Genomic DNA, 20,020 nt, shown 5'->3' with positions numbered 1-20,020 from the left:
TTAAGGAGGCAACTATCCATGGATGTACGCGAAACGGATCTACCAGGTATCGGTAAGAAATTTCAGATTGAAACGAGCAGTGGCGATAAAATTGTAATCATTATTCACGATGATGGACGTCGTGAAATGTATCACTTTGAATACGATGATCCAGATCAAAGCATCTCCATGATCACCCTGGATGATTATGAAGCAAGACAGATCGCTGCTATTGTCGGCGGCTTGACCTATAAGCCTAAACAACTTGAGAACATTGAAGTTACTTTTGATGATCTGATCATTGAATGGTACAAAATTGAGGCATCCTACGGATGTATCGGTAAATCCATTGGCGAACTAGACGTACGTCAAAACTCTGGAGCAACGGTTATTGCCGTTGTTGAGAAAAACCACAAAAAACATATCAGCCCAGGTCCGGAGGTAGTTATCAGTGCAGAATCCACGGTGGTAGCCGTTGGCGAACGCAATCAACAGAAACTGTTTAAATCCCTCCTCCTGAGCGGGAGGGGTGAGTGAATGGATCATTTGATATTCGAAGTGGGTCTGGCGCTGGTGCTCATTGCAGCAGCCGGACTCCTATCTGCTAAACTACGTTTTTCGGTTGTTCCGTTTTATATTTTAGTCGGAATGGCCGTTGGGCCACATGCCATGAAGATTTGGCATATGGACTTCCGTTTCATTGAGAGTCAGCCGTTTATTGATTTCATGGGTCGGATTGGTATTTTGTTCCTTCTCTTCTACCTTGGTCTTGAATTCTCGGTAGGTCGTTTAGTTAAATCGGGTCGCTCTATTGCAGTTGGCGGCTCGATCTATATCGGTATTAACTTTACACTGGGATTAATATTCGGTTTTGCTTCCGGTTTCCCAGTTGCAGAAGCATTGGTTATTGCAGGTATCACCACTATTTCATCAAGTGCCATTGTAGCCAAGGTACTCGTCGATCTGAAACGTACAGCTAATCCAGAGACTGAAATGATCCTGGGAATCATCATGTTTGAAGATGTGTTTCTCGCTGTATACATCTCGATCTTGTCCGGACTGGTACTCAGTGATTCATCCTCCATCGGAGGCGTCATTATGTCCGCACTTATTGCCCTTGGGTTCATGTTAATTGTGATTATTCTTGGACGTAAAGCAACGCCATTATTGAATAAACTGCTTAAAATACGATCTAACGAGATATTCTCACTCGTTGTATTCGGTGCATTGTTCCTCGTGGCCGGTTTCTCTGAAACCATTCATGTTGCTGAAGCCATTGGGGCTTTGTTAGTCGGACTCGTTCTTGCTGAAACGGAACACGCTAAACGGATTGAGCACTTGATTCTACCGTTCCGTGACTTCTTTGGAGCTATCTTCTTCTTCAGCTTCGGGCTCTCCATTGATCCGTTGTCTCTGGGTGGCGATGCCGTGTGGTTAGCTCTGATTGCAGTAGCTCTAACATTGTTTGGTAATTTCCTTGCAGGCATGCTGGCTGGACGTAGCGCAGGCTTATCTCCAAAAGCATCGGCTAATATTGGATTAACCATTGTGTCACGTGGTGAATTTTCCATTATCTTGGCCAACATGGGTAAAGCCGGGGGATGGCAATGATTCAACCATTTGCCGCGTTGTATGTACTCATTCTGGCAATCCTTGGACCATTGTTGACCAAAGAGTCCAAACATGTGTTTAGAATTTTGGATAAAATATTCAAGTTCAAAGATCCACGCAAGAAAAAAGAAGAACCTAAGGTTTTGCAAAAAGAAGGATAACATGTCTATCTGAATAGGCATTATATAGCAACTCGCGGCTCTACGCCGATCTTTCTGTAAATTACCCAGGGAGAAGGGCTCGGAACCGCACAAAGGAGGATGACGTATGAAGGCACCTCTGATATCGGCTAATCCGGCGCCACAAACCACCAAGACCAGAATCTCATCGAGCCGTCGCCTGTTAAATCTTTTACTTGTGATAGCAGGTGGCATTCTGGCCTCCGTGGGACTTGAATTGTTCCTTCATCCCAATAAAATCATTATTGGAGGCATTACGGGCATTTCATCGTTATTTGCCCATTGGACTGAGATGAGAATTGGATTATTCCTCTTCTTATTCAACGTTCCATTTATATTTTTATCCTATAAGATCGTGCAGAAAAAGTTTGTACTCGTTACTGTGTTGGGTCTGGTTGTCTTTTCGATCGGTGCCATCGTGCTTCATCCCATGCCACCACTAGTAGAACATCCACTTGCCGCAGCGATGTTCGGCGGGTTATGTCTGGGAATAGGAATTGGGCTAGTGGTGCGTTATGGCGGGACACTGGATACGCTGGAAATCGGTGATCCGTCTTCTCGGCCACCTGAACGTTTATTTAGCGGGAAACGGATGCTTATCGAAAAAATAATCATGCTGCTTAACTTGCTGATTCTAACGGCTGCTGGTGTTGTATTTGGTTGGGATCAGGCCATGTATTCTGTCATCGCATATCTGATTGCTTATGAAATGGTGTACGTGGCTTTCCGTGGATTCTCTGCGAAACGTAAGGTGTATATTTTAACCGCGCAAAGGGATCAAGTCACGCAGGCTTTGCGGAAACGATTGCGCAGAGAACCTTTAACATCTAACCCGTCTAGTCATTCTATACAATCAGCTGCAAGCGATGGATGGGTTCAACATTTTCCAGGCGCACTCTATTACGAGGTTCACTTTCTTGAAATGATCTGGCTCAAATCAATCGTGCGACACATTGATCCCATGCGGGTCTTGTGACCAATCCAGAGAAGTGATCTTTACTTCTTAAACACGATTAATACTATATAGGTAAGACACCAAAAACTCTCTCTACCTTCTGGATACTTGTTATCCTGAAGATCTGAGAGAGTTTTTAGTATTTATAATTGTGAGGAACGAACTCTATAATTCAACGATCGCTTTTACGACTCTAGACTCTGGAAGCAGCCACTGCTCAATTGCCGAAGGTAACAGGTCAAATGGCGTTCGATGCGTAAGGTAGGTATCCAAATCCAGCTTCTTCGCTCGCAAAACCTGCATGACCTGTTCAAAGTCCTCTCGCGTCGCATTCCGACTTCCCATTATACTCATCTCCCGTTTATGAAACTCTGGGTCATGGAAGGTAATATCCGCTTTGACCAAACCTACATATATCAACTGCCCACCATGAGCAACATACTGAATGGCTTCATTCATCGAATTCACGTTGCCTGTTGCATCGAAGACTGCGGTGGCGTAATCTCCTCCCGTAACTTCTCTGACTTGTTCTACCGCTTGTCCTGTTGCTTGTACCAGGACGTCTGCCCCTGCCAAAGAGCGGCTAAGTTCCAATCGCTCCTGATTACGATCCACGGCAATAACCTTAGCTCCCGCTTGTTTCGCAAATGCCATTACACCAAGCCCGATCGGCCCTGCACCAATGACAACAACCTGTTCTCCGGGTTGTAATCTAGCCCTCCTTACGGCATGAGCTCCAATACTTAGGGGTTCCACCATAGCAGCTTCATCCAGCGTCAGCCCATCCGCTCGCAATAGATGGGTTACAGGCACGGCTATTCTTTCCCGCATGCCTCCATCCACATGTACCCCCATCACCTGCATAGAGACACAGCAATTGGTTTTACCTGAACGACAAGCAATACATCGCCCACAGTGCAAATAGGGAATAATGCTAACCGTGTCACCGATCTGTAGACCTGCTTCGTTCTGTCCGATCTCCTCGATGACGCCTGCCAATTCATGTCCTAAAATGCGAGGATACGTAAAAAAGGGTTGGTTCCCCTTATATGCATGAAGGTCTGTACCACAGATACCAATGCGTTTAATTGAAACAATCGCTTCATGCTCTGTTCGTTCAGGCTCAGGCACATCCTGTAAAGATAAATGTTCAACTTCTTCACATACGACAGCTCTCATCTCTATTCCCCCTTAGAAGCTTTCTGGATGATCTCAATTATATTCTAAAAGACCACTTGGCCAGGTTTCATTATGAATCGGTGCAAGTATACGGAGCACGGCTGAGAGCAATTCCTCGTCTAACGTCTCATCTACCCAACCAGCGTTCTTCCGAATATTCTCAACACTTGCACTACTCACTAGAGTGGTTGGAATCTGATCATTGGCGGTTGCATATTGTACAGCCAGCTTAGCGATATCACTACCTTGCTCGGCACAGAATTGTGCTGCCTCCAGACAAACCTGCTTCACTTTTTCGCTCGCAGGATGCCAAGCTGATGCACCTCTGGTGCTTAACAACCCCATGGCGAGTGGCGAAGCATTCACAAGTCCAACATTACGTTCCTCCAATAGTGGTAGTAACGACAATAACGACGTATCATTCAAGGTGTAATGACAATACGAGATGATTGCATCGGCTTCGATCTGTGGTAATACTTTCTCAAACAAGGTTAACGGCAGTCCACATATGCCCGCATATCGAATGACTCCTTGCTCTTTGAGTTCTAACAAAGTTGGAAAAGCTTCTTCAATGATGATTTCAACGGGTACAAATTCGATATCATGAAGAAACAACATATCCAAATAGTCGGTGTGAAGTCGTTTTAAGCTCTGCTGCACACTTTCCTGAATGCGCTTACGTGAAAAATCAAACTCATCCTCACCATACCGTCCTACCTTCGTTGATAACGTGTAGGATTGACGTGGCACATTACGAATTGCATTACCTAGTACGGTCTCGGCTTTCGTTAATCCATAATAAGGAGATACATCAATATAGTTCATTCCTGCATCTAGTGCAGCATGTACAGTTCGAATGCCTTCGTTAGGATCAATATCACGAAATACCGAACCTAATGAGGATGCGCCGAAGCTTAGTACGGGCACGTTCAGTCCTGTTCTTCCAAGTAATCTTTGCTTCATCATCCTGCCCCTCTCCTCATATGTCATCTGATCTCATCTAACTGCATTGCCTTTTCATTGTAACAGTTCAAAAAGAATATAAAATACCTTCAAATGTGAATTATATACTGTTTCATGATCTGATTAGGTTCTGCCATTTTATATATGGGAAATAATAGTCGGTGAATGCAAAAAGCCACGACGTCCTTCTGTATGAAGGATCATCGCGGCATTATGGCTTCTTAAGGTATCAAAAGCTTATGTTCAATGTATAACTAGTTTTGCATAACGAAGTCTTGCTCAAGGGTGTTCTCTTCCTCATCAAACATACGCAAAATTTCATATCTGGTATTACGTTGCGCTGGAATATAGCCTGCTTCACGAATTAGTTGCAGAATTGAACCAATGTTTACTTTGTAGGTTGCACCTGCAGCGGATACGACATTCTCCTCGATCATTGTGCTACCGAAGTCATTGCAACCAAACTCCAGTGATTTCTTACCAATCTCAGGTCCCATTGTAACCCATGAGGATTGAATGTTTTTGATATTATCCAGCACGAGACGGCTGATTGCTACCGTTTTTAGATACTCTTGAGGTGTCTGACGCTCTAACTTGAGATTCGTATTGTCCGGCTGGAATGTCCACGGAATAAATGCCAAGAATCCTTCGGAATCATATTTATTAGCGATACATTCATCCTGAGCTTCACGAACACGCATCAGATGCAATGCACGCTCTTCCATGGATTCACCAAGACCAATTACCATCGTTGCTGTTGTATTCATACCAATCCGGTGAGCCGTTTGCATAACGTCCATCCAATCGCGCCATGAGCCTTTAAGACGACTGATTTTGCGACGTGTGCGGTCGTCTAGAATCTCAGCGCCGCCACCTGGAAGGGAATCCAACCCCGCTTCGTGAATCGCACGAACAACCTCTTCCAGTGAAAGGCCATCCGATACTTCAACCATCTTCATAATTTCAGCTGGAGAGAAGGAGTGCATCGTGATATTCGGGAAACGCACTTTAATCTCTCTGAGAATGTCTGTGTAGTAGCTAAATGGCAAATTCGGGTTTGTACCACCTTGCATAAGAATCTCTGTACCGTTAACGTCTTCTGTTTCCTGAATCTTCTGGAAGATTAGTTCATCCGGCAATACATAGCCTTCATCGGAACCAGGTCTACGATAGAAAGCACAAAAACGGCAGTATACATCGCATACGTTTGTGTAGTTGATGTTACGCCCAATTACGAATGTTCTGTATGGTTCAGGGTGCATACGTTTCATAATGACATTAGCTGCTGCCCCAATTTTGTCCACTTCGTCCGATTCAAATAGTTGAATCGTATCTTCCAAATCCAAACGCTCGCCCCGAAGGGCTTTATCTAAGATACGGTCTACCGTACTCATTATAAAAAGCCTCCCTCATGAAGTGAAAATATGATAACGATCATCCTAGCTTGTGGATTAGATACACAAGTTCCGGTGAAAACATCGTATTTCTGTACTCCAACTATCGTAACACAGGTTACATGTGAAAAAAAGCACCTTATGAGCAGGTGCTTTAAAAATAAGTGAAAATTCAGACATATAGAGATTGTTCAAAAACACGTACATATCCAATTGTTTTTATTTACTACGCTCAGAGAAAATTTAGCCTGTCTTACTTGGATTCCTCTAGTGCTTGCTCCAAATCTGCAATCAGATCATCAATGTCCTCAAGACCGACCGAGAAGCGAAGCAATCCATCCGTAATTCCGCGATCACGACGAACCGCCGCAGGCATAGCAGCATGAGACATCATGGCTGGGTAAGACAGTATACTCTCTACCGCTCCCAAGCTTACAGCAACGATTGGCAGTTTCACACGATTAAGCACTGCTTTGGCACGATCACCAGAACCTACATCAAATGATACGACAGCACCGTAGCCAGTTGATTGGCGTTCATGCACATCGCGACCTGGATGTTCTTGTAACCCTGGATAATAAACGGCTGAAACATCACTTCGTTCATTCAGCCATGCTGCAAGCTTGGCTGTGCTCTGTTCACTGTGTGCCATACGAGCGCCAAGTGTCTTCATACCACGCATCAGCAGCCAGGACTCTTGTGCACCAAGCACAGTTCCCAACCCGTTCTGTAACTGCTTGAGCTGTTTGCCAAGCGCTTCTGTACGAGCCACGGCAAGCCCTGCCAACACATCGCTGTGACCACCAAGGAACTTGGTTGCACTATGTACAACGATATCTACACCTAGCTCTATTGGACGCTGGTAGTAAGGAGTCATAAATGTGTTATCCAAAATGGTAACGAGTTCATGCTCCTGAGCCCATGATGTCACTGCTGCAATATCCGTAATTTTCAGCGTTGGATTGGAAGGGGTCTCCATATAAACAGCCTTTGTATTCGGTTGAATCGCTGCCTTCACTTCTTCGATTTTAGTCATATCTACAAATGTCGTTTCGATCTGCATCCGATTAAGAATCGAGGTTAGCAAGCGATACGTTCCGCCGTATACATCCTCTGTCACGATGATGTGATCCCCTGCCGAGAACATCATGAACACACTGGAGATCGCTGCCATCCCTGAAGAATACGCAAAACCACGTACCCCGCCTTCAAGCAGCGTGATGTAATCCTCCAAAGCCTGACGTGTTGGGTTCCCGGAACGACTGTAATCATGTTGTGGTGGATTGAAAATATCAAAGTGATGGAAGGTGGATGCCTGATAGATCGGCACACTGGAAGCTCCCGTTGTTTTATCTACCTCGTCCCCGAAATGCAGCAGTTTGGTATCGAATTTCAATTCAGAAGAATTAGAAGAACCGGAATTTTTATTCTGTTCACTCATGATGTGCTCCTCCTTCAATTTCGAGTTTTGCTGCTGCGAGCGCATTGGCTAAATCTGCGATAAGATCCTCGGCGTGCTCAATACCAACGGAGAAGCGTAACAAACGATCATCTACACCGACAGCATCACGGATCTCAATCGGGATATCGGCATGAGTTTGTACTGCTGGATATGTCATTAATGATTCAACACCGCCTAAGCTTTCAGCAAATGCGATGAGTTTAATATGACGCAGCAATGGCTCTACGTAACGAGCATCCTTCACTTTGAAAGAGAAGATACCTGTGTTACCGCTGGATTGCTTGTTCTGCACCTCATATCCGGGATGATCCGACAATCCTGGGTGATAGACTTCACCAACAGCTGGATGCTCCAAAAGATACTTCGCGATTGTTAATGCGTTATATTCATGGCGCTCCATCCGAAGAGCCAATGTTTTCATCCCCTTCATCAACTGGTAGGAATCTGTTGGAGATAACACTGCACCAATGGAGTTGTGTAGAAATGCCATTTCCGCTGACAGTTCCTCTCCTTTGGTCACAATCAATCCAGCAAGGACATCGTTATGTCCACCAAGGTACTTCGTTGCACTGTGAATGACGATATCCGCACCAAGCTCGATTGGACGTTGGAAGAATGGCGTTAACAGTGTGTTATCCACAATAGTCAACAGGTTATGGCTCTTCGCCCATGTGCTTACCGCTTCAACATCTGTAATCATCATCAGCGGATTCGTTGGTGTCTCAATAAAGACCGCTTTGGTATTCGGCTGAAGAACTTTCTCTAGTGCAACCAGATCATTCGTATCGACATAGCTTGCTGTTACACCAAAACGAGACAGAATCCGTTCAAGCAGACGATATGTGCCCCCGTACAGATCGAGTGATACAATCAGATGATCTCCTTGACTGAACAATGCAAAAATCGTTTGTAGTGCTGCCATGCCTGAGCTACAGGCAAAACCTGCATCACCAGACTCCAGTGCAGCGGCCGCTTCCTCCAACACTTTACGTGTAGGATTGGTTGTACGAATATAGTCGAATCCCGTGCTCTGTCCAAGCTTCGGATGACGAAACGCTGTTGCTTGATAGATTGGAAAGTTAATTGCGCCTGTGACCGGTTCATTAATAGAGCCAATTTGAGCTAAGCGGCTTTCGATTTTCAACTTGTTATCTTCCATTGCAGAATCCCCCTGTTATCTCGATTAAATTTGCGGACCAATATCGTAAGGTGTTTCTTGATACACATAGTAATTGAGCCAATTAGAGAATAATAAGTTAGCATGAGCCCGCCATGTCGCTGGAGGAACACGGGAAGGATCATCTTTCGGGAAATAATTTTTAGGTAGGGCTACATTTAATCCTTTAGCTGCATCACGATCATATTCCCATTTGAGGGATAACGGATCGTACTCAGCATGTCCGGTAACGAAAATCTGTTTACCGTCTTTGGTTGCAACTAGGAAAATACCTGCATCCTCAGATTCAGCCAAAATTTCTAGACGCTCGTCCTTCTCAATATCTTCATGACGCACTTCAGTGTGACGTGAATGAGGGACATTAAACACTTCATCGAAACCACGCAAGAGTGGGACATGAGATTTGTTAATCGTGTGTGGAAATACGCCAAAGCATTTTTCGTCCAGTGAAACTTTAGGAACGCCGAAGTGATGATATAAGCCTGCCTGTGAGGCCCAACATATATGCATGGTTGAAGTTACATTTGTTTTGGTCCATTCGAAGATTTCTTGGATTTCCTTCCAATAGTTCACGTCCTCGAAATCCATCTGTTCTACAGGTGCACCTGTAATGATCATGCCATCGAAGCGGCGGTGCTCAATTTCATCAAATGTTTTGTAGAATTCATCCAGGTACTCCTGGGAAGTGTTCTTGGACGTATGGGATTTTGGATGCACCAGAACGATGTCAACCTGTATAGGTGTATTCCCCACCAAACGTAAGAGCTGCGTCTCTGTCGTTTCTTTGGTTGGCATAAGGTTTAATATAGCGATACGAAGTGGACGAATATCCTGTTGATATGCGGATGTCTCGTCCATGACAAAAATGTTCTCTCCTGCAAGCACTTCCTTGGCAGGTAAAGTGTCTGGTATTTTGATTGGCATGGTGTCAAACTCCTCCTTGAGCATAAATAGATTGCAGCATTTGCTGCCCTGAGCTTGCCGACAAGCATAGATTTCTACATCTTAAGGCGTAGAACAAGCTCAAGTTCCTTAGCGAAAATCAGTGCTGAGAAGTCGGGGCATATAACAAAGACCTTCCTCGGATTCCGAGAAAGGTCATATGTAAACAGATATGCGCCTCTCTCATCTCTCAGTTACAACAGTACCTCTTGGGCACTTAGTCGCTGCAAGAATTAGCACCGTGCGGTATACCGCCGGTTGCCGGGTTTCATCGGGCCAGTCCCTCCACCTACTCTTGATAAGATTTCGCTGTATTTAATTTTTGAAATATAATTGCTTTCCGTTTACTTTAAAACATTAATCCGTTCACGTCAAGCTACAGTTCATCTTAAGCATCTACATCTCGGAACCGTTTTTCACCTCCTGTCATACACTGCCTCAGGGCGCGAAATAGACACATTTTTGCGCTTGAAAGCACCTTGGACCAGCGGTATACTAAACAGGTGTTGTAAACCCTTATGTGAGAGGTGACATAATCAATGGATGGCGACCCGAGGCCTGACTGGCAGCCGAATTCCGACAAACAGCATAGAGAATTGACATCAGCATGCCGGCAGCGGGACGTTACTTCCGTTTGCATATAGAGCGAACGCAGACCTGATCACCAGGCTCCGCTGCCGACCGGCTGATCTATTCTTTTTGCGCCCATAATGATGAAGATCCGCCAACTCGGCGGGTGCAGAAGGAGTCGATAACGATGAAAATCCGGTTGGTAAACAACGGTGTATTTATCCCAGTGGAGGACATTCAGCAAGCGCTGACTCCACCAGCGGAGGGCTTTTACTGGATTGATGCAGATGTGGATGATCTGGCCGTGCTTCAGCCGCTATTTATGATGCATGACCTGGCGGTCGAAGACTGCTTAAGTGACGAGGAACAGCGTCCAAAGATCGAAATTTATGAAAGTCATTATTTTATTGTCATTAACAGCATTCGTTTTGATGATGAAGAGATATTCTTACGTGCTGTCAACCTGTTCTTGGGCAGACATTTTATTATCAGTGTGACTAAACAGAAAGTCAGTGAGCTGCGAACTTTAAAACCTATTCTATGGGAACAGGAAATCAGCACTCCGGATCGTCTGTTATATTTGCTGGTTGACTTAATTGTCGATAATTATTTTACTGTCGGTGATCGGATTGAGGCACGGATCGAAAAGCTTGAGGAAGATATTCTAATGCACACCAAAAAATCTCACCTTAACGAAATCATCGGGCTTCGTAGTGAGATTCTATGGCTCAAAAAAGTGCTTGGTCCTCAAAAAGAGGTCATTAATACTCTTAACAAAAAAGACCTGCGTCTCATTGATGATCAATTGCAGAAATACTTTAGCGATATTTATGAGAATGCAGTGAAAATATCCGAGACATTCGAAACCTATCGGGATCTGATGGGCAACTTACGTGAAGCTTATCAATCCAGTATTGCTAACCGAGCGAATGAGATTATGCGTGTGTTTACCGCCATCACGACAGTGTTCATGCCCTTGACCGTTATTACCGGTATCTATGGGATGAACTTCGAATTTATGCCAGAATTGCACTGGAAGTATTCATACTTTGTCGTTATTGGGCTTATGGTAACACTTGGCCTGAGTATGTTCTTCATTTTCCGCAAAAAAGACTGGATATGAATAGCAGCAGAATCAACATATAAAAAAAGAACAGGAGACGAAGCCTCCCTACTGGGAATAAGGCCTCGTCTTTTTTTGAGTTTAATCAGCCATTAACCGACGTTTCGCTCTGTCTCTACATGACGACGATAACGAATCCGGATCATACGAAGTTTCTCATATACTTGCTCCAGGCTACCTCCGCCTGGCTTCTCCTCACCATATACTTTATGTAATACAGGCTTCAGAAACGTATCTCCCAGTTCCTCATACGCGCTCCAAACGGCTTCCTGTTCTTGTTCAGGCATAATCGCAAGCTCTGCATCAAGAAGACAATCCGTATCATACCCCTCTAAATCCAAGACTTCCAGTAATTCGATTAGCTCTCGACGTGACAATCCCGAACGGTTAACAATCTCCTCTAACGTATGCCCTTCCTTCATGCCTTCCAGTACTTGCTTACGAGTCTTGAACTTATCTAGTTCCTGCTTATACTTCTGCTCTTTCTGTCGGTACAGCCAGTTCTCATACTCCTCTTCTTTCAATGCAGAGTATACCCAGTCGAGTGGAAATACGGTGGAACGCTCCACCCCGTTTGTTAGCTCCAGCCATGCTTGACCATACTCGGAAGCCTTGCTCTCTCCAACACCCGGCAATTGCATCAGCTCATTCATCGTCAGCGGCACATACGAACTAATCATGCGAAGCAACCGGTTCGTTGCAATAAAATAAGGTGCTTTTCGGTCAGATGCGGCTCTCTTTCTACGCCATGCGCATAAGTCTTCGTACAATGTCTCATTGGCATACAATTCACTGTAACATTGGAGCCGTTGTCCGCCATAATTTCGTGAGCGGAGCTCTTCAATTTCATGAAATAACCCTTGCAGTAACGGTCGGAACCCTGCACTCATCTGTAGTGCTAGTTGATGCCGATAAATATGCATGAGCTCTTCCCACGAACTGCCCTCATACCAGATAATATCCTCTCGATCCCCTTCTTCGTACAAGCTCCACCCCAGATGCCATGCTCCTTCTTCTTCGCCAATCCACACTTGTGCGAGCTCTTCATTCTGGTCTGTATTTCTGGCTAATCTGTTCATAAAAATGACTTCCATTGACCAATCCCTCCTTCGAGTTTCAGCTACACCGCTTGTAAGGCTCACCCTCATCACCTTCAAAAAAGGCAAAAAAAACACCCCTCCTGCAAAATGAATGCAAGAGAGGTGCTTCCTCAACAAACCGTGCTATGCTGTTGCTCATATCATACCATAATGGAAAAATTCGTCAATCATTTCATGTTGTATACTTTATTTATTTAGTGCAAGCTTCGCAAGCGCCAAGGAGCCGCACAGCCCTGCGTTATCTCCAAGACCCGGTGAAACCACATATTGATCGATATCGGACTGAAGTGCTGGGTGCTGTACATAACCGTTCAGCAATTCCTGTAATTTTTTGCGTACCAGCGGGAAGAGCTGCTCCTGCTTCATCACACCGCCGCCCATCACAATTTTCTGTGGAGAGAGAATCAGAACATAGTTCATCAGTGCGTGTGCCAAGTAATGGGCTTCAATCTCCCATGCTTTGTGATCCGGTGATAGCTCATAAGCTGGCTGTTCCCATCGTTTGTTAATCGCTGGACCTGCAGCAAGTCCTTCTAAGCAATCGCTATGATAAGGGCAGAAGCCTTCAAAGGTATCCTCCGGATGTCTACGTACGATGATATGTCCCATCTCTGGATGAGACAACCCATGCACCATTTGACCAGATACTACAGCACCTGCACCAATTCCTGTACCCACCGTAATATACAAGCAACTGTCTAATCCTTTGGCTGCGCCCCAAGTCGCTTCACCAAGTGCAGCTCCATTCACATCAGTATCAAACGTCATTGGCACATCATAGTGTTCCTTCAATTTGCCAATAAGGTTGTATTGCCCCCAATGTGGTTTGGGTGTAGTGGTAATGTATCCGTAAGTTGGACTGCCTTCAATCGGATCGATTGGGCCAAAAGAACCTACACCTAGCGCTTCAATATTTTTGCCTTCAAAGAAAGCAATGACTTGTGCCATCGTTTCTTCAGGTGTTGTCGTAGGAAAGCTTGCTCGTTCCAGAACCTCTCCCTTTTCATTCCCAATACCACATACAAACTTCGTGCCTCCAGCTTCAATTGCGCCTAAGATCGTCATGTTCGTCACACTCCTCAATTAAGTTAAAAAGGAATTCCATTCTGTCATCGATCATTCTAATTGTTCAATCCAAAGACTAGCCCTCCAGCTTGTCCAAACGCTTCACCAACGTCTGTCTCCAACTGTCCGAGAGCGTTGTAATGGCCAGCAGAGCACGAATGCCTTCCGCATCCTGCTTACCCTGATGCATCACCCGGTTCGCTTCCAGAATCGTCATGGATGTTAGATCCGTGCTGATTCGTCTGAACCCAGACCCTGGCTTCACTTCTCCTTCTTGTAGCACACGAAAATAAAAGCCGGTATAACCACTTTCCTGAAAATAAACAGGTAAACCCTTGTAATCATACCGAGCTGCCAGCTTGAAGCAAGGCTGTCTGGGCTGGCTAACCTGAACCCTGGCATCGCCTAATTGATATACATCGCCAATTCGCACCAGATCCTCTGCACAGCCCTCGACCGTCAAATTTTCACCACAAGCGCCCCACTCGAGCTTGCGATTCATCAATTGCTCCAGCAACGGATAACGACTATGATCATAAACACAAACCGCCTTGTCGGGTCCCCATGATGTTCTAGGTCTGCCTGTGCATCTCCCGTCATGCCTGTGAATGACAAGAAAACAGGACTAGAAACGGGAGTCTTCACAATTCCGCTCAGCACTTCACGTTTCTGACCAGGCAAGGGTTTAGGCTGACCCACATTTATGGCTAGGACAGCCGTAGGGCTGTCGCCCAATTCGAATTGTTGTGTGAGTTTCACTTGTGCATTCCTCCCCTTCTTTGTTCAACGCCTTACTTAACAGAGCCACCAAAAACAAGTGTATTGCTGAGCAATCGACCAGGTGAAGTGAGCATCTTACCATCCGCATACATACCCGAAGATGCACCCCCATCCAGATTCATCGCCTGCTTCGCTCCAAGCTTCTGCATCACAGCAGCCCATTCCTTCATCGTTGCTCCGGAAACGGTTGCCAGAAGAACCGAACCATCTGCCATAATGGCAATTCCACTTCTTGCACCAGAAGCATTGAGAATTTTCGGATCCTTGAAGCCCTCACTTGCTGGATTAATTGAGATCTTCCCATCCTTAACGAGACGCGGACCGGCTCCTACAGCAGTAACGACTTCGTCCCAAGGAATCTCCTTACCTTCTGCATTCGTGTATTTGTAATTCATCTCCACCGTAGAGCCAACAACGAAACGATCGGCGTTTGATTTGTGGCTACCTGTGAAGACCAGAACTGAACCATTCTTCGGAATGGCAATATTGGTATTCGGTACTTTTTTGGTCACAATCCCTTTCTCGATCACTACTGCTGTACCCCTTTGAACCCAACCGTTGAACCTCGCTCAGGCGTATACAGCATCGTAATGCTTGCATTTGCAGACGGTGTTCTGTTAATAAAGGTAGCATACCAACTGCGGGATTTGCCTTCTGGCGTCGTTACCATGCCTGTTAAGTTTACACGAAGTGAATCCATAATTGCTGTGCCATCTTCTTTAAAACCAATGCTTGTACCGTATCTTCCTATATGTATTACTTTACCATTAGCTATTAACATGCCATATGGATCTGGAGCACCATTATAAGCCTCAAAGAAAGCTCCGTTAATCGCGGCTTGCGCCCCATACGCTTTGACAATGGAAGGCAATGTTGCGGTCTGTCCTACCTGCTTTTTCGCTAGTCCTACTGTCACTGGTGTGCCTTTTGGAATACTAACCGTTTGTACGGTGAAGCTTCGTCCTGCTGCTTTTACTTTCTGCACTTTTGTACTGATTGCTGCTTTGGCTTCGACTGTCTGCGGAGCACTTACTGCCCCTGACAATAATACCGGTAAAGCCAGGACAAGAGCCATAGCCCCTGTCCACCATCTCTTACTTGATCTTTGTGATTGAATACTGCTCACCCTATTGCCACTCCCATCCAAGAGCCAAGGCTCTTCATCTCAAGTTGTTCAAACTTGTCCATCACCATATCCGGATCCAGACGTAATTCACACATATCCAGTGCACATGCAACTGGAACTGCGCAGTGAATCTCTGCTAATTTGCGAGACAGATGAAGCATGTCCAGATCGTTCTCAATCTTTTTGCGTACCGAAGGTGTAAGCTTGTCCAAGTTGTCCAGAATACCTTCGATCGAATCATACTCCTGAACAAGCTTCAGCGCCGTCTTCTCACCAATGCCTCGAACACCTGGATAATTGTCACTCGCATCCCCCATCAAGCCCTTCATATCAATGACCTGGCGAGGTGTAAGCTGTTTCTCCGTCATAAGCGACTCTGGTGTGTACACCATGTAGTTGCCATGACCTTTTTTCATAATAATAATGCTTGTACGATCATTAATCAGTTGCAGCATGTCATGATCACCCGTCAGTACCATCACATTCATGTCTGTCTGCTCTGTGTAATATTTCGCTAACGTGCCAATGCAGTCGTCAGCCTCATATCCAGCAGCTCCAATGTTCGGAATATTCAGACTATCCATGACTTCACGAATCAGGTCAAACTGCGGAATTAGATCATTTGGGGCTTCGGGACGATTGCCTTTGTAAGCGGCGTACTCTTCACCACGAAACGTCTTACCACCCATATCCCAACAACAGATGACGTGACTTGGCCCAAAGGTCTGAACCGCATCCCAGAAATAACGGATAAATCCGTAAACTGCATTGGTGGGCAAGCCTGCCTTTGTACGCCTAATATATCCGCTTGCAGATGTTGCGTAAAATGCCCGGAACAACACTGCCATACCGTCTACCAGCAACAAAGTAGGTTCATTACGTTGATTCACTTGTGTTTACTCTCTCCTATCTTGTGTGTAACCAATAAAATAAAATTGCAAAATAACTCTATCATTATAGCATAGTTCTACCACTTATCGGTCAGCCAAAAAAGCCCTGAATTTTAACATTCAGGGCAGCGATTCTCCTACCTTTTCAATTACGGTAGATTCCAAGTTAACCGAAGTTCTTAACGATTGTTCCATTCCTGTTCATACGTATCTTCTTTGAAGCCCACGGTGACTTTTTCCCCGTCGGTTACAATTGGACGTTTGATGAGGCGACCATTCGAAGCCAAGAGACGAATCTGCTCTTCGGCCGACATGCCAGGCAACTTGTCCTTCAGCTGCTGCTCTTTGTAGACCTCTCCGCTGGTATTAAAAAATTTCTTAACCTCAAGCCCGCTCTTCTGGATCAAATCGGTAAGCTCAGCTTCGGTAGGCGGGTTATCAAAAATAGGAATTAACTCAAGCTGATGCTCTTGAGCCTCCAGCCACTTCACTGCTTTGCGGCATGTACCGCATTTGGCATACTGATATACTTTTAATTGACTCATTACTGTTCCTCCTATGCTCCGGTATCGTTTTCTCGCTTCCCTTGGTTTGCTTTGCAAATCCAAAAGTCGCTCGAAATCGATACCATCGCAATGTAATTTTACTTCATAAGCAATCCATTTCATATGGATTGCTATACATTAATGATTCTGGGTGCTCCGGTTTCGTTTCTCGCTTCCCTTGGTTTGCTTCGCAAATCCAAAAGTCGCTCGAAATCGATACCATCGCATTGTAATTTTACTTCATAAGCAATCCATTTCATATGGATTGCTATACATTAATGATTCTGGGTGCTCCGGTTTTATTTTCTCGCTTCCCTTGGTTTGCTTCGCAAATCCAAAAGTCGCTCGAAAACAATACCATCGCATTGCAGTTTTACTTCATAAGCAATCCATTTCATATGGCTTGCTATACATTAATGATTCGTGATGCTCCGGTTTCGTTTCTTGCTTCCCTTGGTTTGCTTCGCAAATCCAAAAGTCGCTCGAAATCGATACCATCGCATTGCAGTTTTACTTCTCAAGCAATCCATTTCATATGGTCTGCTCAAATACTTATTATGGCTGCGAAATATTAGATGCGATCCTCTCTGGGGTGTGCTTCAGCATCTAGGCGTTTCTCCAACGCTGCCAAATCTGGGGGCAGTGGTGCCTGAAATGTCATCCGCTGCTTCAGAATAGGATGGTCGAATGATAGCTCATACGCGTGAAGCGCTTGACGATCAATCCATCCATCCCGCTCGTTACGCATCGTTTCTGTCTCAGAATCGATTCCGTCACTTGGCAATGTCTTATACATCCGATCACCAATTAGCGGACAACCAATAGAAGTCATATGCACACGAATTTGATGCGTTCGGCCACTCTCCAGTTTCAGATTCACTACACTGGCAATGCTATTTCCCCATGTCGTTACCACGTTGTATAAGGTTCTTGCGGCATAACCATCAGGTGTTACGATTCGGCGATGAGGCTCTTCCGGATCCCGGTCAATCGGACCATCTACTGCACCTTGCAACTCAGCAGGGCAACCATGCACAATAGCCATATACTTTTTATCGACCGTTCCCGCAATCATCTGCTCTGACACATGCTGGTGCACATAAGGATTTTTGGCTATCGCGAGCACGCCTGATGTCTCCTGATCCAGACGGTGGATCGGGCGGAAGCGGAACCGCTCTGCTTTTGCCTTCCAATAATGAACGACGCCATTAGCCAACGTACCTGTATAATGTCCATGCGTGGGATGCACGATAATGCCCGAATCTTTGTTAACAATTAGTAGATGTTCATCTTCATATAGAATGTTAAAAGGCAGCTCTTCTGGCAAAATGTCATCCGACTCTTCTTGTTCCATACGAACTTCGAGTCTATCCCCTGCAGACACCTTCACGCTGATATACACACGCTCTCCGTTTAACATGATTCCTTGCTCCGTGAGCTTCAATCTCGACAACAGTTTACGTGATATTTGCAGCCGCCGCTGTAGCACGGTCTTCAGCAGCCAGCCATCCTCCTGCTCAGGAATCGTATAAACAAGCGGCGAATAATACAGGCTCATTCTTTGCGGCGGAAAACTTTTTTGCTCCGCACATATTCAATGTCAGCTACCTGTTGTCTCGCATTGGCTGTCCGTGCAACCACGAAGAAATAATCCGATAAACGGTTTAAATAACGTCTTACCGATGGATTAATATCTGTATGTTGTCCAAGAGTAACCGCACGGCGTTCCGCACGACGACACACGGTACGGCATACATGCAGTGTAGAAGATAGCAGGCTTCCCCCTGGCAAAATGAACCGTTCTACCTTTGGATTCTCTGCATCATACATGTCAATCCATTGTTCCAGTCTAGTAACCATCTCATCACGAACTTTATATTTTGTCTCACTAATTCTTACAAAAGCGAGATCTGATCCACAGTCAAACAGCTCCTGCTGTACCTCAAGCAAATGCTCCCGGAGATCCTCGAATTGCCCTGTCGCTTGATCAATTAAACTGATTGCCTGTCCCACAAAACAATTCAGTTCATCGATCGTGCCATATGCCTCTACTCGATCATCATCCTTGATGACTCGTCCACCAATCACTGATGTTTGGCCTTCATCGCCTGTTCGTGTGTATATGCCCATGCTAATCCCTCCAATTGTTATTGATTCGCGCGGTAGAATATTCGGGTTAATGAATAATGCGAACATTCCTTAACTTCAACTTAACCAGTATACTTGACCACCATTAGATACGGAAATGCATTTTTTTCAGAAACCGCCTGGAAGCTTGCCTCGTATATTGAATTGGGTTGTAATGCTGAGTATACACCGAATTGATTAAACCCCATAAGAGAGGAGACGATGATGCAGAACTGGATAACCGATTTCATGGAGCACTACGGATATATAGGCATCGCACTGATCATTGCCCTGGAGAATGTATTTCCGCCCATTCCTTCTGAGATTATTTTGCCCTTCGGCGGATTCATGACCACCTATACTAGCCTCACACTGCCTGGCGTTATTATTGCTGCTACGATCGGGTCTGTGCTTGGAGCTATCATTTTATATGCCATTGGGCTGCTGATTGATGTGAATCGATTGGAGAAAATTGTAGACCGCTGGGGGCATATTTTACGTATCAAAAAAGAGGATATTCATCGTGTAGATGCATGGTTCGATAAGTACGGAATGTGGACTGTCTTGTTCTGCCGTATGATTCCTCTTGTTCGTAGCCTGATCTCCATCCCTGCGGGTATGTCCAATATGAAGTTTGGATTATTCGTGCTTTTTACCACAATCGGTACATTGATATGGAATATTATTCTCGTCTCTGTTGGAGCCGCACTTGGAGCCTCATGGGAAAGTATTCTGAGTTTTATGGATGTGTACTCCCTTGTGATTTACATCATTCTCGCTGTCCTTATTGTAGGCTTCGTCATTTGGTGGATCAAACGAAGTAAATCTCGGAACTAGACTATGTTTTAGAATT

Annotated in this window: 18 protein-coding genes, 2 pseudogenes and 1 riboswitch; of the genes and pseudogenes, 5 read left to right on the top strand and 15 right to left on the bottom strand. The window is 45.1% G+C overall.

What is annotated here, in order from left to right; genetic code table 11:
• Positions 1-18 precede the first annotated feature (18 nt).
• The 3 genes and pseudogenes from DMB88_RS09065 (at position 19) to DMB88_RS09055 (ending at position 2,745) form a co-directional block, all read left to right on the top strand.
• The gene (locus DMB88_RS09065; protein ID WP_128101097.1) at positions 19-516 is read left to right on the top strand and encodes a cation:proton antiporter regulatory subunit; all 498 of its coding nucleotides are present in this window, start codon (positions 19-21) and stop codon (positions 514-516) included.
• Positions 517-1,751: pseudogene (locus tag DMB88_RS09060) on the top strand (cation:proton antiporter).
• A gap of 106 nt (positions 1,752-1,857) precedes the next feature.
• On the top strand, positions 1,858-2,745 hold the full coding sequence (locus DMB88_RS09055) for a YitT family protein (RefSeq protein ID WP_128101096.1): 888 nt from the start codon (positions 1,858-1,860) through the stop codon (positions 2,743-2,745).
• A gap of 144 nt (positions 2,746-2,889) precedes the next feature.
• Here the strand turns inward: DMB88_RS09055 and DMB88_RS09050 are convergent, their stop codons facing one another.
• The 6 genes from DMB88_RS09050 to metA form a co-directional block, all read right to left on the bottom strand.
• Positions 2,890-3,903 (bottom strand): zinc-binding alcohol dehydrogenase family protein, encoded by a 1,014-nt coding sequence (locus DMB88_RS09050; protein ID WP_128101095.1) that lies wholly within the window; start codon positions 3,901-3,903, stop codon positions 2,890-2,892.
• 33 nt (positions 3,904-3,936) lie between these two features.
• Positions 3,937-4,866, bottom strand: coding sequence for an aldo/keto reductase (locus tag DMB88_RS09045; protein ID WP_128104378.1), 930 nt, complete (start codon positions 4,864-4,866; stop codon positions 3,937-3,939).
• 254 nt (positions 4,867-5,120) lie between these two features.
• Complete coding sequence (mqnC, locus tag DMB88_RS09040; protein WP_128101094.1) at positions 5,121-6,260, bottom strand: cyclic dehypoxanthinyl futalosine synthase; 1,140 nt, start codon at positions 6,258-6,260, stop codon at positions 5,121-5,123.
• A 253-nt stretch (positions 6,261-6,513) separates the two neighbouring features.
• The gene (locus DMB88_RS09035; protein WP_128101093.1) at positions 6,514-7,701 is read right to left on the bottom strand and encodes a trans-sulfuration enzyme family protein; all 1,188 of its coding nucleotides are present in this window, start codon (positions 7,699-7,701) and stop codon (positions 6,514-6,516) included.
• Positions 7,694-8,881, bottom strand: a complete 1,188-nt coding sequence (locus tag DMB88_RS09030) for an aminotransferase class I/II-fold pyridoxal phosphate-dependent enzyme (RefSeq protein WP_128101092.1) — start codon at positions 8,879-8,881, stop codon at positions 7,694-7,696. The genes DMB88_RS09035 and DMB88_RS09030 overlap by 8 nt, the downstream gene beginning before the upstream one ends.
• Positions 8,882-8,905: 24 nt before the next feature.
• Positions 8,906-9,823 carry a homoserine O-acetyltransferase MetA gene (gene metA / locus DMB88_RS09025; protein WP_056698550.1) on the bottom strand — a complete coding sequence of 306 codons (918 nt, stop codon included), beginning with the start codon at positions 9,821-9,823 and terminating at the stop codon, positions 8,906-8,908.
• A 198-nt stretch (positions 9,824-10,021) separates the two neighbouring features.
• A riboswitch (SAM riboswitch) is annotated at positions 10,022-10,146 on the bottom strand.
• Between the two features lie 452 nt (positions 10,147-10,598).
• Between metA and corA the strand changes: the two genes are divergently transcribed.
• Entirely contained in the window at positions 10,599-11,534 is a 936-nt protein-coding gene (corA, locus tag DMB88_RS09020; RefSeq protein WP_056698553.1) for a magnesium/cobalt transporter CorA, read from the top strand.
• A gap of 92 nt (positions 11,535-11,626) precedes the next feature.
• Here corA and DMB88_RS09015 read toward each other — a convergent pair whose 3' ends face one another.
• The 9 genes and pseudogenes from DMB88_RS09015 to DMB88_RS08980 form a co-directional block, all read right to left on the bottom strand.
• Positions 11,627-12,628 carry an HRDC domain-containing protein gene (locus tag DMB88_RS09015; protein WP_128101091.1) on the bottom strand — a complete coding sequence of 334 codons (1,002 nt, stop codon included), beginning with the start codon at positions 12,626-12,628 and terminating at the stop codon, positions 11,627-11,629.
• Between the two features lie 192 nt (positions 12,629-12,820).
• The gene (locus DMB88_RS09010) at positions 12,821-13,699 is read right to left on the bottom strand and encodes an ROK family protein (protein WP_128101090.1); all 879 of its coding nucleotides are present in this window, start codon (positions 13,697-13,699) and stop codon (positions 12,821-12,823) included.
• A gap of 76 nt (positions 13,700-13,775) precedes the next feature.
• A pseudogene (locus DMB88_RS09005) lies at positions 13,776-14,434 on the bottom strand (MOSC domain-containing protein).
• Between the two features lie 56 nt (positions 14,435-14,490).
• Entirely contained in the window at positions 14,491-15,009 is a 519-nt protein-coding gene (locus DMB88_RS30945) for a phosphodiester glycosidase family protein (protein WP_254438511.1), read from the bottom strand.
• On the bottom strand, positions 15,009-15,605 hold the full coding sequence (locus DMB88_RS30940) for a phosphodiester glycosidase family protein (protein WP_254438510.1): 597 nt from the start codon (positions 15,603-15,605) through the stop codon (positions 15,009-15,011). Before DMB88_RS30940 ends, DMB88_RS30945 begins: the two co-directional genes overlap by 1 nt.
• Positions 15,602-16,495, bottom strand: coding sequence for a 5'-3' exonuclease (locus DMB88_RS08995; RefSeq protein ID WP_128101089.1), 894 nt, complete (start codon positions 16,493-16,495; stop codon positions 15,602-15,604). Before DMB88_RS08995 ends, DMB88_RS30940 begins: the two co-directional genes overlap by 4 nt.
• 179 nt (positions 16,496-16,674) lie before the next feature.
• Positions 16,675-17,040: an arsenate reductase family protein gene (locus DMB88_RS08990; protein ID WP_128101088.1), complete on the bottom strand. Its 366-nt coding sequence runs from the start codon at positions 17,038-17,040 to the stop codon at positions 16,675-16,677.
• 571 nt (positions 17,041-17,611) lie between these two features.
• Positions 17,612-18,598, bottom strand: a complete 987-nt coding sequence (locus DMB88_RS08985; protein WP_128101087.1) for an RluA family pseudouridine synthase — start codon at positions 18,596-18,598, stop codon at positions 17,612-17,614.
• Positions 18,595-19,170, bottom strand: a complete 576-nt coding sequence (locus DMB88_RS08980; protein WP_128101086.1) for a cob(I)yrinic acid a,c-diamide adenosyltransferase — start codon at positions 19,168-19,170, stop codon at positions 18,595-18,597. Before DMB88_RS08980 ends, DMB88_RS08985 begins: the two co-directional genes overlap by 4 nt.
• 222 nt (positions 19,171-19,392) lie before the next feature.
• Here DMB88_RS08980 and DMB88_RS08975 point away from each other — a divergent pair, with 222 nt between their 5' ends.
• On the top strand, positions 19,393-20,004 hold the full coding sequence (locus tag DMB88_RS08975) for a DedA family protein (RefSeq protein ID WP_128104377.1): 612 nt from the start codon (positions 19,393-19,395) through the stop codon (positions 20,002-20,004).
• Positions 20,005-20,020: the final 16 nt, after the last annotated feature.

This window comes from Paenibacillus sp. DCT19 (assembly GCF_003268635.1).
Taxonomy (GTDB): Bacteria; Bacillota; Bacilli; order Paenibacillales; family Paenibacillaceae; genus Paenibacillus.
This window is presented reverse-complemented; position numbering and strand designations above follow the sequence as displayed.

Coding starts and splice junctions, on each gene's coding strand:
- DMB88_RS09065 (WP_128101097.1), top strand. CDS start 19: ATGGATGTACGCGAAACGGATCTACCAGGTATCGGTAAGAAATTTCAG.
- DMB88_RS09055 (WP_128101096.1), top strand. CDS start 1,858: ATGAAGGCACCTCTGATATCGGCTAATCCGGCGCCACAAACCACCAAG.
- DMB88_RS09050 (WP_128101095.1), bottom strand. CDS start 3,903: ATGAGAGCTGTCGTATGTGAAGAAGTTGAACATTTATCTTTACAGGAT.
- DMB88_RS09045 (WP_128104378.1), bottom strand. CDS start 4,866: ATGAAGCAAAGATTACTTGGAAGAACAGGACTGAACGTGCCCGTACTA.
- mqnC (WP_128101094.1), bottom strand. CDS start 6,260: ATGAGTACGGTAGACCGTATCTTAGATAAAGCCCTTCGGGGCGAGCGT.
- DMB88_RS09035 (WP_128101093.1), bottom strand. CDS start 7,701: ATGAGTGAACAGAATAAAAATTCCGGTTCTTCTAATTCTTCTGAATTG.
- DMB88_RS09030 (WP_128101092.1), bottom strand. CDS start 8,881: ATGGAAGATAACAAGTTGAAAATCGAAAGCCGCTTAGCTCAAATTGGC.
- metA (WP_056698550.1), bottom strand. CDS start 9,823: ATGCCAATCAAAATACCAGACACTTTACCTGCCAAGGAAGTGCTTGCA.
- corA (WP_056698553.1), top strand. CDS start 10,599: ATGAAAATCCGGTTGGTAAACAACGGTGTATTTATCCCAGTGGAGGAC.
- DMB88_RS09015 (WP_128101091.1), bottom strand. CDS start 12,628: ATGGAAGTCATTTTTATGAACAGATTAGCCAGAAATACAGACCAGAAT.
- DMB88_RS09010 (WP_128101090.1), bottom strand. CDS start 13,699: ATGACGATCTTAGGCGCAATTGAAGCTGGAGGCACGAAGTTTGTATGT.
- DMB88_RS08990 (WP_128101088.1), bottom strand. CDS start 17,040: ATGAGTCAATTAAAAGTATATCAGTATGCCAAATGCGGTACATGCCGC.
- DMB88_RS08985 (WP_128101087.1), bottom strand. CDS start 18,598: ATGAGCCTGTATTATTCGCCGCTTGTTTATACGATTCCTGAGCAGGAG.
- DMB88_RS08980 (WP_128101086.1), bottom strand. CDS start 19,170: ATGGGCATATACACACGAACAGGCGATGAAGGCCAAACATCAGTGATT.
- DMB88_RS08975 (WP_128104377.1), top strand. CDS start 19,393: ATGCAGAACTGGATAACCGATTTCATGGAGCACTACGGATATATAGGC.